The 13,835-nt window shown below is 69.2% G+C and carries 9 protein-coding genes and 1 pseudogene; all 10 read left to right on the top strand.

The window, feature by feature from the left end; translation table 11 throughout:
- The first annotated feature begins 309 nt into the window (after positions 1 to 309).
- A complete protein-coding gene (locus IEY95_RS47725) occupies positions 310 to 3,144 on the top strand; it encodes an ATP-binding protein (protein ID WP_189192607.1) in 2,835 nt (944 codons plus the stop codon).
- 363 nt (positions 3,145 to 3,507) lie between these two features.
- A complete protein-coding gene (locus tag IEY95_RS47720) occupies positions 3,508 to 3,732 on the top strand; it encodes a hypothetical protein (RefSeq protein WP_229703853.1) in 225 nt (74 codons plus the stop codon).
- Between the two features lie 536 nt (positions 3,733 to 4,268).
- Positions 4,269 to 5,753 (top strand): sialidase family protein, encoded by a 1,485-nt coding sequence (locus IEY95_RS47715; protein ID WP_189192606.1) that lies wholly within the window; start codon positions 4,269 to 4,271, stop codon positions 5,751 to 5,753.
- 350 nt (positions 5,754 to 6,103) lie between these two features.
- The gene (locus tag IEY95_RS47710) at positions 6,104 to 6,577 is read left to right on the top strand and encodes a hypothetical protein (protein WP_189192605.1); all 474 of its coding nucleotides are present in this window, start codon (positions 6,104 to 6,106) and stop codon (positions 6,575 to 6,577) included.
- Positions 6,578 to 7,198: 621 nt separating this feature from the next.
- Entirely contained in the window at positions 7,199 to 8,140 is a 942-nt protein-coding gene (locus tag IEY95_RS47705; protein ID WP_189192604.1) for an ABC transporter ATP-binding protein, read from the top strand.
- A complete protein-coding gene (locus IEY95_RS47700) occupies positions 8,137 to 9,492 on the top strand; it encodes an ABC-2 transporter permease family protein (RefSeq protein ID WP_189192603.1) in 1,356 nt (451 codons plus the stop codon). The genes IEY95_RS47705 and IEY95_RS47700 overlap by 4 nt, the downstream gene beginning before the upstream one ends.
- 4 nt (positions 9,493 to 9,496) lie before the next feature.
- The gene (locus IEY95_RS47695; protein WP_189192602.1) at positions 9,497 to 12,250 is read left to right on the top strand and encodes a bifunctional YncE/alkaline phosphatase family protein; all 2,754 of its coding nucleotides are present in this window, start codon (positions 9,497 to 9,499) and stop codon (positions 12,248 to 12,250) included.
- A 203-nt stretch (positions 12,251 to 12,453) separates the two neighbouring features.
- The gene (locus IEY95_RS47690; RefSeq protein ID WP_189192601.1) at positions 12,454 to 12,969 is read left to right on the top strand and encodes a DNA-directed RNA polymerase subunit beta family protein; all 516 of its coding nucleotides are present in this window, start codon (positions 12,454 to 12,456) and stop codon (positions 12,967 to 12,969) included.
- Between the two features lie 167 nt (positions 12,970 to 13,136).
- A pseudogene (locus IEY95_RS47685) lies at positions 13,137 to 13,238 on the top strand (winged helix-turn-helix transcriptional regulator); the annotation flags it as partial.
- Positions 13,239 to 13,311: 73 nt separating this feature from the next.
- Positions 13,312 to 13,773, top strand: a complete 462-nt coding sequence (locus IEY95_RS47680) for a hypothetical protein (RefSeq protein ID WP_189192600.1) — start codon at positions 13,312 to 13,314, stop codon at positions 13,771 to 13,773.
- Positions 13,774 to 13,835 lie beyond the last annotated feature (62 nt).

Here is a 13,835-nt window from a genome sequence, read left to right as displayed (position 1 = left end):
TTCGCGCCGGAAACAACGGCGGAGGGTCGTCGGCGGGCCGAGCGGTGATCGGAGCGCACCAAGCTCCGTGCGGGCCTGGACCTGCATAGCCGCCGAAAGCACCTAAAGCGCACTAAAGTGACAAGGCAGGCGTCAAGTGGTGTCTGAAGGCAGCACGCCTGGTCGGCCGGGGTCGCTCCGGTCGGCCGTGAGCCCTGCGAGGTCGAGTCGTGCGTGAGGCTCGCACCGGAAAGCCAACTGGCTCGACCTGATCAAAATGACCGTATTGGCCGCGCAATGCACCAAGCAGCGGACCAGGGAGATCGATCCATGGGCGTGCCCGCCAGCGAAACGCAGGTCGCACTGCGGGGCCGGGGCCAGGAGCTCGCCGCGCTGGAGCGGGTACTGGCCACAGCGCGGGCGGGCAGCAGCGCGGTCCTGGTCCTTCGCGGTGAGGCAGGGATCGGCAAGACCGCATTGCTGGACTACGCAGTCGGCCGGGCCGTCGGATTTCGTACCGCTGGCGTCGCAGGCATCGAGTCGGAGATGGAGCTTCCGTTCGCGGGCATTCACCAGCTCTGCGCGCCCATGCTGGGTCGGCTTCATGAGCTGCCTGGACCGCAGCGCGATGCGTTGTCCGTCGCGTTTGGACTGCAGGAGGGCGAGGCGCCCCGTCGGTTCCTGGTAGGCCTGGCTGTGCTCAGTCTGCTGGTCGGCGCCGCCGAGGATCAGCCGCTTGCCTGCCTCGTCGATGATGCACAGTGGCTCGATGACGGGTCCCTGCAGGTGCTGGCGTTTGTCGCCAGGAGATTGATGGCCGAACCGGTGGCTTTGATCTTCGCGCTGCGGGATCCCGATGACGATCGTGAGCTGGCAGGTCTGCCTGAGCTGATCGTCGGGGGCCTCAGCGGGCCCGACGCGCGTGCCCTGCTGGCTTCGGCCGTCCGCGTGCCGCTCGACCCGCTCGTACGGGACCGGATCGTGGCCGAGGCGCACGGCAACCCGTTGGCCTTGCTGCAGGTGACGCACGCGCTCGCCCCTGCTGAGCTGGCGGGCGGCTTCGGGCTCCCCGGCAGACGCTCCGTGGCGAGCTGTATCGAGACCGCCTTCCACCAGCAGTTCCGATCGCTTCCGCAGGACAGCCGGCGGCTTCTGCTGACCGCCGCGGCCGAGCCGACCGGAGACGTGGATCTGTTGTGGCGGGCCGCCGATCTGCAGGAGATACCGGCGGACGCCGCAGCGTCGGCCGAGGCGGCAGGACTCGTCGAGTTCGGCACCAGGGCGCGGTTCCGTCACCCCCTGGTGCGCTCGGCCGTCTACCAGAGGACATCCGCGCCGGACCGCCGGGCGGCGCACCGAGCACTGGCGGAAGCCACCGATCCCCGCCTTGATCCTGATCGCAGAGCGTGGCATCGCGCTCATGCCGCCACCCAGCCCGACGAGAGCGTCGCCGTCGACCTGGAGCGCTCGGCCGGCAGGGCACAAGGCCGGGGAGGAGCCGCCGCGGCAGCCTCGTTTCTGCGGAGGGCGGCGGAGCTGACGCCCGATCCCGCGGACCGCATCACCCGTGCACTGGCCGCCGCCCAGGCCGAGATCGACGCCGGCGGGGCCGACCATGCTCACAACCTGCTGGCGGCCGCGGAGGCCGGCCCGCTCGACAACCTGCAGCGCGCCCGGCTGGAGCGGCTGCGAGCCCGGCTGGTGTTCTCCCAGCTGCGCGGCAGCGACGCGCCCCGGCTTCTGCTCGACGCGGCACACCAGCTGGCGCCTCTCGACACCGCCCTGGCCCGTGACACCCTGCTGGAGGCGGTGGGCGCGGCGATCTTCGCCGGCCGCCTGAGCGCGGGACCCGGGCAGCGCGAGGTGGCCGAGGCCGCCCGTGCCGGACCGCCACCGTCGACGCCTCCGCGGATGGTCGACGTCCTGCTGGACAGCATGGCCGACCTGATCATCGACGGCCACGCCGCCAGCGTCGACGCTCTCAGGCGTGCCCTGCGCGCCGTCCGGCAGGAGCAGAGATCCGGCGTGACGGATGCGGACAGGCGCTGGCTGTGGCTGGCGTTCCGGGTGACACCCGAGCCTCTCGCCGCGGAGCTGTGGGACGACGACGCGTGGCATGAGCTGGCGACCGGCGCCGTCGGAATCGCCCGCGAAGCGGGTGCGCTCGCCGTCCTCCCGATGGCACTGACCTACCAGGCGTACTGCCACGTGCACGCCGGCGAATTCGACACGGCGGCGGCTCTGATCGACGAGGCGACGGCGATCTCGGAGGCGGCGGGCGGCGTACCCATGATGTACACGTCCCTGGTACTCGCCGCCTGGCGAGGACAGGAATCCCAGGCACGGGACCTCATCGAGACCACCATCGAAGAGGTGAGCGCCCGGGGGGAGGGGCGTGTTCTCAGCCTGGCCGAGTACGCGACCGCACTGCTGTACAACGGCCTCGGCCGCTACGAGGACGCCCTGGCAGCCGCGACGCGCGCATGCCAATACGAGGACCTGGGCTTTTTCGGCTGGGCACTGGTCGAACTGATCGAGGCGGCCGCCCGCAGCGGACAGCCGGCGGCCGCCGCGTCGGCGCTGGACGAGCTCACCGAACGCACCCACACCAGCGGAACAGAGTGGGCGCTGGGCATGGAGGCCTGCTCACGTGCGCTTCTGAGCGACGGCGAAGCTGCCGATGCGCTCTACCGGGAGGCGATCGAGCATCTCGGACGCTGCCGGGTCGCCGTCCAGCTGTTCCGCGCCCGTCTGTTGTACGGCGAGTGGCTGCGTCGTCAGAACCGCCGTCAGGAAAGCCGTGCTCAACTGCGCTCCGCCTACGAGGCGTTCAGCCGGGTCGGAGCCGACGCCTTTGCCGAGCGGGCCCGCAGAGAGCTTTTGGCGACCGGAGAAACCGTACGCAAGCGGACGGTCGGCGCCGTCGCCGAACTCACCGGCCAGGAGGCACAGATCGCCGGCCTGGCCAGAGACGGGCGGACCAACTCCGAGATCGCCGCCCAGCTGTTCATCAGCCCACGCACGGTGGAGTGGCACCTCGGCAACGTATTCACCAAGCTCGGAGTCAGCTCTCGCAGACACCTCCGCTCAGTGCTCTCTCCTCCGCAACCGGCGACGACGACGGTGTATCCAGCAGCGGACGCCCCCGAGTCCTCAGCTCGCTGAGCACCGCGTTGATCGCCTCATGAACGCAGCGGGTCGTACCGAAAGCCGCCCATCCTGTGAGCAGCAGAAACCCGCCGCTCACGGTCAGGGATTGCAGCCTTGCCCGACGATCCGTGTCTATGCCGCGTGGCACGTATGTCGGCAGCTCCGCTGACCGCGCAGCACCGGCACCCGAGGGCCTGAGGAAGCTGCTGCCTTTCCGGGCGTGATCGCCAGGTTTCCGCTGGTTGGGGATGAGAGGGGTGCTGCGGTGGCAGTGGTGGCCTGTCGGGTCGTCGTTTCCCGGGAGGTCGCGAATGCCGTCGGTGGTCGGACTGCTGGAACAGCACGAGCTCGCCGCTCGCCGTCGAGTCGACGAACTTCGTGAGGAGGCCGATCGCATTCAGGCCGAGCTCGCCGCAGCCGAGCAGGGATGGCAGGGAGCGCGCACCGGCCGCAGCGCGCGCCCGCGGACACCTGGGCAATCAGCGGCTCAACCAGCGCTGGAAGACCTTCATCGCCCGCCACAAGCGGCCGGTGGTCGCGAACGTGGCCATCGCCCGCGAGCTGGCCGGCTGGTGCTGGTCGCTGGCCACCCTGCCCGACTGAGACGGGCCCACAGACCGGCCGGCCGGTGACCTGGTGGCGGCAGCGTGAGGAGCGACCCGCGACGGCACTATGAGCAGCGGTGACAGCCGCCACGCTCGATCTCTAGACCTGCGGAAACGCTCCCGCCGAACAGCCCGTCCTGCGGTAACCAACCCGCGTATATCAGCATCGACCACGCGTCGAGACCGACACGCGCGCCACCAGGCACCGACCGGCCCCAGGCACACAAGCGGCGCCCGAGACCCGTATCCCGGACGCCGCTGAAGGCTGCCCCTTGACAGATCGGCCCCACATATCAGTGCCGCGACAGGCAACGTTCGCCACGGCCCGCGCATCATCCGATGCGCGGGCCGTCCGGGGTCCCCCGCGGCGGCGGGGAGGACTCCGTCGTCCGGCCCATCAAGGGCACCGGCCACGACGCCGAAAAGGATCGAGCGGAGTCGTCTTCCCCTGCGTTCCGGTATGACTCTGCGCCCCACGCAGCCCCGATGCAGGCGGTGCCTGATGCGGCCGCCGAGGCCCAGAGGAGATCCTTGATGCGCGTCCGCCCGTCCCTGACCGCCGTCGCCGCCGCTGCGCTTGTGCTCACCACGGTCACCGGAGCGGCTCCTGCCGCGGCCGACCGCGGCTCCGGCGGCCGGCCACTGGACAAGGTGTCCTTCGGTGACCCCTACGCGGACTGCACCATCGGCGCGAGGTCGCCCGACAGCGTCGTCTATCCGGGCACCGAGGTCGAGCCGTACCTCTCCGTCGATCCGCGCAACCCCAAACGCGTGGTCACCGTGTTCCAGCAGGACCGCTGGTCCGACGGCGCTGCCCGTGGGCTGGTGGCCAGTTGGACCAGGGACGGCCACGCTTTCCACGAGAGCACGCTGCCCTTCAGCTCCTGCGCCCCGGGCGGCGCGGACTACGAGCGGGCCTCCGACCCGTGGGTGAGCACCGGACCGGACGGCACCGTCTATGCCAGTGGAGAGGGCGTCGACTTCACCAAGAGCACGCGCAGCGCTCTGTTGACGGTCACGTCCCGCGACGGCGGCCGCACCTGGGAGAACCTCACCACCACGCACGTCGACGAGCAGCCGTTCTTCAACGACAAGCCCTCGATCACCGCCGACCCGACCCGCAAGGGCACCGCCTACCAGGTCTGGGACCGCCTCGACAACGACCCTCCCGGCCCGAACGGCTTCGACGGCCCGGGCTACATCTCCCTCACCCGCGACGGCGGCCGTACGTGGAGCGAGGCCCGGCCGTTCGTCGACACCAGTGCCGTGCCCAACTCGCAGACCATCGGCCATGTGATCGTTGTCGACCGGCACAGCGGCACCCTGTACGACTTCTTCGACTGGATCACATACTCCGAGGACCTGAACACCGTCATCGACGCCCACTACGCCGTGGTGACCTCGACCGACGCCGGTGAGACCTGGAGCGCTCCGGTCACCGTGGCCCGCGACACGGCCGTACCGGAGGTCGATCCGAACGACCCCGCCAAGTTGCTGCGTGCCGCGGCCACCCTGCCCAGCCCGGCCATCGATCCGAAGAGCGGCACGCTGTATGTGGCCTACGAAGGCTCGGACTTCTCCGGCGGCGCGTACAACTCCGTCCAGCTGGTGCGCTCCACCGACGGCGGACACACCTGGAGCAGGACACCGAAGCGGATCAGCCCGAAGGGCGTGCCGGCGTTCTCCCCGTCGATCGCCGTCGACGGGCGGGGCACGGTCGCGCTCACCTACTACGACCTGCGGTTCCTCAAGCCGGGCAACACCACCACCCTGCCCACCGCCTACCAGCTTGCCACTCTGCCGCACGGTGAGACGCGGTTGCTGTCCGAGCGCCGGATCTCGCCGGTCTTCGACTGGCTGCAGGCGCCGTACGCCGGGGGCTACTTCCTCGGCGACTACCAGGGCCTGACGGTCGCCGGCCAGGGGGTACGGGCCGTGCTGACACGGGCCAACTCCGGTACTCCGCAGAACCGCACGGATGCCTACAGCGGTAGCTTCCGTACCCCGGTGACGAGGTGACGCTGCCGCAGCTCCTACGACGCAGCCGGCATGCCACCACCGACACCGCCTGAATCCCCCCTGCACCGACGGGACATGCCTTGGGCAGTCGCCCCGGCGCGGTTGCGTAACGCCCGGCTACGGGGGTCGGGTTCAGGCGAGCTGGAGGCCGGCTCCGGCTGCTTTCCGCGTTGCTCTTCGCGCGTGTCGGACACCGCGCCGGAGGGGTGAGGCAGACGGGGACTCCGCAAGGCCAGGCCCAGGGTGACAGACCTCTCGGCGGAGCCCGGACCGAGAGCAGCGTGAGAGAGGCCGGTGTGATGATTCGGGCGCATTTGCCTCAACCTGCTACCTGGAAAGGGAGATTCTGCATGCAGTCCTCACGTCTGCGTCAACGCCTCGCCGCTACTGCCCTGGTGGTCCTTGCGGTCGGTGCGGGGGCCGTGGCCACGGCTGCTCCGGCCATGGCCGGAGACGGCTCCACCATCTTCGGCAAGGACAACACCGTGGCCATAGGCAACGTCGCGCTTGCCCCGGACAAGGCCATCGCGGTCGACGTCACGTACTCCTGCGATCCGGTCGGGGACAAGCTGGCCGTGGATGTCATGTGGCGATTGGCCGACGAGCGGGACTCGAATGTCCGCAGTCCCAGAGGGGTGGCCACGGTCCAGCACTCCGCGCTGACCTGCGACGCGAACAAGCATGATGTGCGGGTTACGGTGCCCGTGCTGCTGCCGAAGGACAGCCTGCCGTTCGGCAAGGGCGACCCTGCGCAGGTCACGACGCAGTTGAGCAATCTGGAAGGCGCTCCGTACGCCAAGACAGTGAAGGTCTCAACGCTCTGACAGCGGGCGGGAGTCGTGGCCGACGATGGTTCGGCTCCTGGGCGCCCGCCGGTACCGGCCGGTCTGGGATTCCGGGTCAGAGGACGTGATCACCGGCCACGGTGTGGGCGGGGCGGTGCGTGTCGGCGGGCAGAAGCCCCGGAGTGGTCCGGCTCGGGGGCTTGCCGGTAGCGGCGGCGATGCTGGCCCCGCACGCTCTGCCTCCCGCGCGGCGCACCGCACGAGAGGCGCGAGGGCGGCGCGGTCTGCTGTGCGTCTGCGGGCCGATTTCGCGGTAGGTATGCACGCGCGGCTGGACATCAGGGGTGTCGCCGATCCGGGGCCGCCTTGGGCGCTGTTGCAGTGCCTGCGGCGCGCCGCGGGCGCGCTTCGTACCGGTGGCGCGCTTCGTACCGGTGGCGCACCGAATTGCGCCACGGTAGTTCGTACGGACTCGGTGCCTTTGAGGACGGTACTTCGCACGGACTCGGTGGTTGCCCAAGTCTGGCTCGATGCTGGCTACTTTGCGCACACGGATTTGCCGACGCTTTGACGATCCGTTCCACGCACGTTCAACCAGCCGTCTGTGCCTGCGTTGTGTGCCGTCCCTAAGGTCCCTGAAGGTTTCCAAGGAAGGGACTCATGGACCAACTCCGCGCGATCCGGGCTCGAGGGATCACCAAGTGTTTCGGCAACGTGGTCGCACTCGACGGCATCGATCTGGATGTGACGCAGGGGCAGATCCACGGCTTGGTCGGGCCGAACGGCGCCGGCAAGACGACCTTGCTCGGCCTCCTGCTGGGCCTGGCTGCTGCCGACAGCGGCCGCCTCGAGATCCTGGGTACGCCGGTCGGTCGGGCCCTGGCCGCTCCCGACGGTGTCGCCGGCTTCGTGGACGGGCCCGGTCTCTACCCCTCGCTCACCGCCCGGCAGAACCTCGCCGCGCTGGCCGCTCTGCGCGGCCGCGACACGCGGACAGCGGGGATCGACGACGTGCTCGACCAGGTCGGACTCACCGATGTCGCCGACGACCGGGCCCGCGGCTTTTCCCTCGGCATGCGTCAGCGGCTCGGACTCGCCGCCGCGCTGCTCACCCAGCCCCGGCTGCTCGTGCTCGACGAACCCTCCAACGGCCTTGACCCGGCGGGCAAAAAGCACGTACACGGTGTTCTCACCCGGCTCGCGGCGGACGGGACCAGCGTCGTGCTCTCCAGCCACCGCATGGACGACCTCCAGGCACTGTGCTCCGAGGTCACCATCATCGCCACCGGACGGGTCGTCTTCTCCGGCCCGCTGAGCAAGCTGGCTGCCGAAAACCGTGAACTCGACTACCGGCTGCTGACCTCAGACCCGCAGGCCGCCCGTCGGCTGGCTGCCGACACGGCCGGCATCCGCATCGTCGACGACGCCGGGACACAGCACGACGCCGAGGTGCTCGTCGTGCGCGCGCTGGTGCCCGCCCTCGACGACCTGGTGGTGCAACTCGTGCGTGCGGGCGTCGCGTTGCGCGAGCTCGCACCCGTGGTGTCGCCGCTGGAGGCCGCGTTCCTCGCCCTGACCGAGCAACAGGAGGCCGGCCGATGACCGCGACCGTCACCGTCGACAACGTTGCCGCCGCCCGCCCCGTCTCGGTTCCGCGCGGCTACCGCTTCGAGCTGGTCAAGCTGGTCTCGCAATGGCGGATCCGCTTGCTGGTCCTGGCCTGCTGGATCGCGCCGGCGCTCTTCGTCGCCGCGGTGAGCCGACAGAGCACGCTCCCCTCCGACACCCTCTTCGGCCGCTGGATGCATGCCACGGGGTGGGCCGGACCGCTGGTGATGCTCGGTTTCGCGGGCACCTGGGCGCTCCCGCTGCTGACCTCGGTGGTCGCCGGTGACGTGTTCGCCTGTGAGGACCGGCTCGGCACCTGGCGCCACCTGCTCGTGGCCGTCCGCTCGCCTCGGCGGATCTTCGTGGCCAAGGCACTGGCCAGCCTCACCGTCATCCTGCTGCTCGTGGCCGGGCTGGCCTGTTCCAGCACGGCCGGCGGGGTCGTGGCGGTCGGCGACCAGCCGCTGGTCGGCCTCGACGGCCACCTGCTGGCGCCGGCGGACGCCGCGGTCAAGGTCCTGCTCGCCTGGGTCTGCGTCCTCGCGCCGACCCTGGCCCTCGCCGGGATCGGACTGCTCGGGTCCGTCACGCTGGGGCGCTCCCCGATGGGACTGCTACTGCCCGCGCTCGTGGCGCTCGCGATGCAGCTCGCCCAGATGATGCCGCTGCCCGCCGCCGTGCGCCTCGCCCTGCCCAGCTACGCCTTCATCGCCTGGAACGGTCTGTTCACCAGCCCGGCACAGCTCGGCCCGCTCCTGATCGGCATCGTGGTCAGCCTGTTGTGGGCCGTGACCGCGACAGTGCTGGCCTACGTACTTTTCGTGCGGCGTGACTTCACCAACCTGACCTACGACGGTGCGGGGCGCCGCGCGGTCACCGCCGGAGTCCTGCCGCTGGCCGGGCTGGTCGCCGTGACGGTCGGGGTCGTCGCCACGACGACCGGGGCCACGGGCTCCGGAATCGAGCAGGACAAAGTGCAGCGCTCGCTCGCCACGGCATTCGCCCACCTCTACCGGCTGCAGACCCAGCAGCTCAACCGCCCCGCCGTCACCGAAACGCAACTGAAGGCCACGGCGACGTGCGACAAGGGCAGCGTCAGGGTCGCCGCCGAGGGGCCGGGCAACGACTGGCGGTGCGTCGTCTCCTGGCATCTGCCCGGCGTCGAGGCCACAGGGAGGGCCATCTACCAGCTCGACGTCACCCCAGACGGTCGTTTCATGGCCGATGGCGACGGACCGAAGGAAGTGAACGGCTACTTCCTGGTCCGCACCCCGGCCGGGGACGCACCGAACCCGCTGTGGCAGTTCGACGGCAACGTCGAACTGCTCGCCGCCTCGAAGGGATAACTCAATGCAGGTAACACGCCGCCGGCGTGTCGGGAAGAACCGTTCCGGCCTTCTCAGCAGACGCATCCAGGGCCGAATCCCCCTGGTGACCGCAGGCACCACCGCTCTCGCCCTCGTCGCCGCCGGTGCCGCTTTCGCCCAGACACACCAGTTCGGCACCGACCAGGTCGGCCAGATCACCGATCAGGGCCAGGTCATCTCCAGCGACCAGTACATCGCCCCGTACGGCGACCGCCTCGTCGTCAACAACGGCAAGATCATGTCGTCCACGGTCAGCCCGGACGGCGCCCACCTCGCGGCCTCGGTCACCGACGGCGGGGCGGCGCTGGCCATCGTGGACCTGAACAACTGGAAGGTGCAGCAGCTCGTCAGCAACGCCGCGTCGTCGAGCCCGCGCATCAGCAGCAACAGCGTGGGCCAGGAAGGCCCCACCTACTCCCCCGACGGCTCGCAGCTGTGGCTGGGCCAGACCGACGGCTACACCAAGTTCACCGTGAACCCGGACGGCAGCGTCGCCAACCCGACGTCCGTCAACATCCCGGCGGACGGGGCCAAGCACGCGCTGGTGGGCGAGCCGGTGTTCTCCCCCGACGGCTCCACCGTCTACTCCGCGGTCAACGGCCAGAACCGGGTCGTCGCCCTCAACGCGGCGACCGGGGCCATCCAGCAGAGCTGGGCCGTGGGCAACGCGCCGCGCGACATGGTCAAGGTCGGCGACAAGCTCTACGTCAGCAACGAGGGCGGGCGTCCGGCGAAGGCCGGCGACACCACCATCAACTCCTACGGCACCCAGGTGCCGGCCGACCCGAAGACCGCCGCCACCACCACCGGCACGGTCAGCGTCATCGACCTGGCAAACCCGGCTGCCGCTGTCACGAGCATCGACGTCGGTCTGCACCCGACCGCCCTGTACGCGAAGAAGGGGGCGCTGTTCGTCACCAACACCGCCACCAACGACGTGTCGGTCATCAACACCGCCAGCAACAAGGTCGTGCAGACCATCGCCACGCAGCCGTGGCCGGAGGCGTCGGTGGGCTACGAGCCCGACGCGGTGACGCTCACCGACGACGGTCACCTGCTGGTGACGCTCGGCCGCGCCAACGCTGTCGCCGTCTACCGGTACAAGAGCGCGCAGGAGCCGGTCAGTTACGTCGGCCTGCTCCCCACGGACTACTTCCCCGCGGAGATCGCAGCCGTCGGCAAGCAGGTCGTGGTCTCCAACACCCGTGGTATCGACGCCCGCCGCCCCACCAGCAGCGCCGGGCACGGCACCCACGACACGACCTCCAGCGTGCAGCGGTTCACGCTGCCGGACGACAGCGTCATCAGGTCCCAGACGGCCAAGGTCTTCAAGCAGAACGGCTGGACCAGCGGCTCGGTCGAGCTGTCCCAGGGCAAGAGCGAGACGAAGCCGGTGGCGGTCCCGCAGCGGCTCGGCGACCCCTCGACGATCAAGCACGTCTTCCTGATCGTCAAGGAGAACCGGACCTACGACCAGGTCTTCGGTGACGTCCCCCAGGGCAACGGCGACCCGTCGCTGACGCAGTTCGGCGAGAACGTGACGCCGAACCAGCACGCGCTGGCGAAGCAGTTCGGGCTGTACGACAACACCTACGACATCGGTACGAACTCCGCCGAGGGCCACAACTGGCTGATGCAGGCCGACGACCCGGAGTACACCGAGTCCTCGGCCGGCGAGTACGCGCGCAGCTACGACACCGAGGACGATGCGCTGGGCCACCAGCGGACCGGCTTCATCTGGACCGGCGCGCAGGCCGCGGGCAAGTCCGTGCGCGACTTCGGCGAGTTCCAGCAGTTTTTGACCAAGCCGTCGGATGCGAGCTGGCAGAACCTGTACTGCGACTCCAAGAACATGGAGTCGACCGGGCAGGACACCGCCTACACCCTGAACTCGTCCTCGCCGATCCCCTCGCTCAACGACGTGTCGGTGCACGGCTTTGCGAAGTTCGACACCAGCGTCCCGGACATCTACCGGGAGCAGATCTGGAAGCGTGACTTCGAGAAGAACGGGCCGGCGAACCTGAACATGTTCTGGCTCTCCAGCGACCACACCGGTGGCCCGGCGAACGCGGCCGCCCAGGTCGCCGACAACGACCTCGCCACCGGCAGGATCGTTGACGAGATCTCGCACAGCAAGTACTGGAAGGACTCGGCGATCTTCGTTGTCGAGGACGACTCCCAGGCCGGCCTCGACCACGTCGACGGCCACCGTGCCCCGATCCAGATCATCAGCCCCTGGGCCCAGCACTCCACCGTCGACAGCCACTACTACTCGCAGATCACGATGATACGGACCATCGAGCAGATCCTCGGGATCCACCCGATGAACCAGAAGGACAGCGCGGCCAGCCCGATGCGCGGGGCGTTCACCCAGCACCCCAACTACACGCCGTTCACGGCGCTGCCCAACCGGACCTCGCTGACCGATGGCCTCAAGACCCCGCCCTCCTGCGGGGTGGACACGCCGGCGCCGCAGGACCCCACCGCGGCGGCAGTGCCGTCGGCCAAGGTGCCTGCGGACAAGCAGGCACTCGCGGCGAAGTGGGATGCCTGGAAGTCCAAGCAGCGGCTGACCGGCCCGAACGCCGTGCCCGACTTCGCGAACCCCGCGCAGATGAACCACTTCACGTGGTATCAGACGCACGGCTGGACGAAGCCCTACCCCGGCGAGAACAAGATCTACGCACCGCAGGACGTGCCGGGCGCCTACATCCCGTCGTCGGAGTCCGACGGCTGACAACCGGCTGATCCCCTCAAGAGGCCCCTGGCCGGCGTCACCGCCGGCCAGGGGCCTCTTCTGTTGCGCCCGCGGGAACTGACGGCCCAGCTGCGCGACCATGGAGGCTCCCGCAGTGCGCGTTCCCCGGATGCCGGAGATTGGCATGACCAGTTCACGATTGATTCACCGGGAGTTCGCAGGCTCCCTCGATTCTCGCGATCATGACATCTCGAAGAGCCTCGCTGAGGCTGGCCCTGTCCACGGGACTCGCCACCTTCATGCTGACCATCGCCGGCACTCTGTCACCCGCCTCCGCGGCGACGACCGACTGGATGTACAACAACGACTTCGGGCAGCCCTGTCTCACCTCGTCGACCGCGAGCAGCAACATCTGGGTGCAGTACAGCTGTTCGGGAAACGGCGGTACGCTCTGGCACTGGGGCTCGGAGTCGAACCAGTGGCAGGGACACACGATGCGCCGACTGGTGAGCAACGCCAACGGTGACTGCCTCACGACGGACGTCGGAGCTGAAACGAACGACGTCTACGCGGCCCCCTGCGGAGGCGGCCGCTCCGGACAGTTCTGGACCGCCGACAACGACCACATCCAGAACCAGAACGGGAATTACCTCCGCACCTCGGACAGCGGTGACGGCGTCTACACCAGCCCCTACAGCGTGGTGGACAAGTACGGCATCAACTCCACCCGGTTCGTCTGGTGGGGTTTTCACCTCTGACACGTCCGGCTCCGGTGACGGCCTCTGGGACCGTGAAGCCCGGCTTCTGAATGGCCGTTGAGCTCGCACCGGCTCCTGGCCAGGGCCGCGAGACCGCCTCGACAGTCAATCGCGGGCAGAGCCCCGGCTCTGTCCGCGGTGTCGTGAGCTGAACGCCGCACGGGCGGGGTCCGCGTCGGTTCCGCGAACTGCAGCGCGCCACCGACGGCATCTCCCAGAGCATGCTCACCCTCACCGTGCGCAGGCTGGAGCGCGACGGCCTCGTGCTGTTGCTGGCGACGGGATAGGTTCGCCGGGTCGGTGGAGGAGGAGCGACCCCTGGCGGGCACGGGGAGGCGGGCGATGAGCGACAACTACCTGACGGTGATTCCGACCGATCCGTACTGGCGGCCCAGTAAGGATGCGGCGGATCGTGCCGCGGCCGTGCTGTCCAGGATGCTTCCCGACGACGACGCCCGCCGTGGCCTGGAAGCCACGTGGCACGACAGCGTCGAGGTGGTCTTCTGCGGCGCCAACCTCGAGAAGATCTCCTGCCCGCACTGCGGTGCGCAGTTCACACCCGGCTGGTGGGGGGAGGCCGTCTCGGAGCGCTACAGCGAAGGCTTTTCAACGCTCATGGTGACCGTTCCCTGTTGTCACGCCCAGACGTCGCTCAACGAGCTGGTGTACGACTGGCCGATGGGGTTCGCGCAGTTCAGAATCGAGGTCCTGTATCCGAACCGGGCATGGCTGACCGACGAGGAACTGGCCTCCCTCACGGACGCGCTCGGACATCCCCTACGGCAGATCCTCATCCACATCTAGTAGGACTCCGTTAGGTTGCTCTGGTTCTTGGGTTTGGGCTGGTGGTGGATGTTCGGGGCAGG

The organism is Streptomyces albiflavescens (assembly GCF_014645835.1).
Lineage (GTDB): Bacteria > Actinomycetota > Actinomycetes > Streptomycetales > Streptomycetaceae > Streptomyces > Streptomyces albiflavescens.
The sequence above is the reverse complement of the archived record's forward strand: the minus strand, read 5'-3'. Positions and strand labels throughout refer to the sequence as shown.